2 protein-coding genes are annotated in these 1,419 nt (G+C 44.0%); both read left to right on the forward strand.

The window, feature by feature from the left end:
- The coding region (locus tag VZ94_RS27530) for a hypothetical protein (RefSeq protein ID WP_045780844.1) at positions 1-224 on the forward strand (224 nt) is incomplete at its 5' end.
- Positions 157-1,170: an ISAs1 family transposase gene (locus VZ94_RS21710; protein ID WP_157845021.1), complete on the forward strand. Its 1,014-nt coding sequence runs from the start codon at positions 157-159 to the stop codon at positions 1,168-1,170. The genes VZ94_RS27530 and VZ94_RS21710, both read left to right, overlap by 68 nt.
- Positions 1,171-1,419: the final 249 nt, after the last annotated feature.

Consider the following 1,419-nt stretch of genomic DNA (forward strand, 5'->3'; position numbering starts at 1 on the left):
GAAAGATGTCCATAGAGCGTGCTATAAATAAAACGGAATCTAGGCAAAAAAGGAAAAAATTTATAAAAGCAATCAAAAAACTCCCCGATAAAACGCGATACTCGAGGAAAAAGACACACGCTACATTTTTTAATCACAGCGGTTGTATTGGGCTTAATGTCGAACCGTTCGAAGGTATCGGAACTGCACCGCTATATTACCAACAAAATAAAATGGTTGCGTAAGATAACAGGAGAAAAAGATGCGATGCCGATCTCACGAGCCCATTTGCCAAGAATGCTCGCGCAGTTAAATTGGGACGATTTGAACGTGCTTATTTACGACTGTTTTGATGCATACATCACGTTATCGGTTGACAACGAATGGATTGCTGTAGACGGAAAAACGCTGAGAGGGACGCTCAAGTCGTGCGAAAAACAAGCCTTGGTTCATGCGGTATCCCATGATAGCCGAATTGATGTAGCGCAAGCCCGCCAAGTGGGTGAGAAATCCAGCGAAATAACCGTTGTACGCGATTTCCTTAAAGACACGGGGTTAGAAAAGAAAAAAATCACGCTGGATGCGCATCATTGTAATCCGGAAACGACCGCGCAAATCGCCCAATCGAAAGGCAGCTATGTTGTCCAAGTTAAGGAAAACCAGCCGATTTTATTGGCACAATGTCAGGAAGTCGCTCAGAATGCATCGCTGATGATAGCTCAAAATCAGACGGTCGATCCGGGACATGGTCGGATTACAACACGTCAGGCGCAGCTATTTTCGATGGCGTCGACAAGCCTTGATACGCGTTGGCAAAAAAGCGCTATAAACACGCTGATTGTTGTTCATCGGGAAACGTTCAACACCCATACTGAAAAGACGACGACAGACACCTCTTATTACATAAGTAATCAAATGGTTAGCTCCGCTAAACAAGGCTCAGAATTGGCGGACACCATACGCAAACACTGGGGCGTGGAATCTAATAATTGGATTTTAGATGTCACTTTCAAGGAAGATAATGTGTTGGTCAAAAACGGAAACCAAGCTCAAATAATGGCAAAATTACGCTGCTTTTCGGCCAATCTACTGCGCTGGTCAGGCGCGAAGAATTTTCAGCAAAAAATCGAGGAATTTGTTGATTTACCTGAGACACTCATTTCAACACTTAAGCAAGTTAATTTTTTATGAGAAAGCCGTGCCGTCGGTGTGCTTCGAAAGGCCATAAGATGCGCTTATAGGATGATGACATGGACTCCTCACTTAGCAAATTGATATAAACTTTGAGAACAAACGGGGTCAGAACAAACGGAGTCAGGCCTTACAATTTACATCAAAATCACCAAACAAACAAAGGTGTCACGTCAAATGTAAGGCCTGACCCAAGACCGCGCTCATCAAGTTCCGTTACGCGACAGCGATGATGCGCTGCTGGTTAAC

The sequence above is a fragment of the Methylocucumis oryzae genome, from assembly GCF_000963695.1.
Classification (GTDB): domain Bacteria; phylum Pseudomonadota; class Gammaproteobacteria; order Methylococcales; family Methylomonadaceae; genus Methylovulum; species Methylovulum oryzae.

Bases quoted from the DNA above. Each gene is read 5' to 3' on its own strand.
- VZ94_RS21710 (WP_157845021.1), top strand. From the start codon at position 157: ATGTCGAACCGTTCGAAGGTATCGGAACTGCACCGCTATATTACCAAC.